This window comes from Nocardia asiatica NBRC 100129, assembly GCF_000308415.1.
Taxonomy (GTDB): Bacteria; Actinomycetota; Actinomycetes; order Mycobacteriales; family Mycobacteriaceae; genus Nocardia; species Nocardia asiatica.
Genome location: NZ_BAFS01000350.1, coordinates 1 through 1,037, shown reverse-complemented (window position 1 = coordinate 1,037; position 1,037 = coordinate 1). Strand labels below are relative to the sequence as shown.

Sequence of the window (1,037 nt, the reverse complement as noted above, 5' to 3'; positions counted from 1 at the left end):
AGTGTAGTGAGTCGTAAGTTCGTTGGCGGTCTAGAGTGGGTGCGTGCCGCCGAAGGTCGAACCTCTTGCGCTGTCGGATACCGAACGTCAGGTGCTGCGGGGGTGGTCGCGTCGCCGAAAGACCGTGCATGCGTTGGCGGTTCGGTCTCGGATCGTGCTGGCCTGTGCGGACGGCGGATCGAACACCGAGGTCGCTCGCGAGGTGGGCGTATCGCGAGAAACGGTGCGTAAGTGGCGAACTCGGTTCGAACGCGATCGGCTCGAAGGCTTGTCCGACGAACCGCGGCCGGGCGCGCCGCGCAAGATCACCGACGAGCAGGTGGAACAGGTGATCATCACGACACTGGAATCGGCGCCGGCGAATCGGGATACACACTGGTCGACACGGACGATGGCGAGCGCCACAGGGATGTCGCAGTCGGCGGTCTCGCGGATCTGGCGGGCATTCGGCCTCAAACCACACCTGGTCGAAACCTGGAAGCTGTCGACCGATCCGCAGTTCGTGGACAAGGTCCGCGACGTGGTCGGGCTCTACATGGATCCGCCGCAGAACGCGCTGGTGCTCTGTGTCGATGAGAAGTCTCAGATGCAGGCCCTGGACCGGACCGCGCCCACACTGCCGATCATGCCCACCACGCCGGCGCGGATGACGCACGACTACGTGCGAAACGGCACCACGAACCTGTTCGCCGCCCTAGACGTAGCCAGCGGCTCGGTCATCGCCGAACACTATGCGCGACACCGGCATCAGGAATTCCTCCGGTTCCTCAAAACGATCGACACCGCCGTCCCGGCGGAGTTCGACTTGCACCTGATCTGCGACAACTACGGCACCCACAAGACTCCCGAGGTGAAGAAATGGCTGCTGCGCCACCCACGGTTCCACCTGCACTTCACCCCGACCTCGGCCAGCTGGATGAACCTCGTGGAGCGCTGGTTCGCCGAGCTGACCAACCGCAAGCTGCGCCGCTCGGCCCATCGCAGCGTCACCGAACTCAAAGCCGACGTCCAGGCCTGGATCAACGCCTGGGACGAAG

General features: G+C 64.2%; 1 protein-coding gene. It reads left to right on the top strand.

Going from position 1 to position 1,037, the window contains the following annotated elements:
• Window positions 1–43 precede the first annotated feature (43 nt).
• The coding region (locus ON27_RS29350; RefSeq protein WP_043734819.1) for an IS630 family transposase at window positions 44–1,037 on the top strand (994 nt) is incomplete at its 3' end.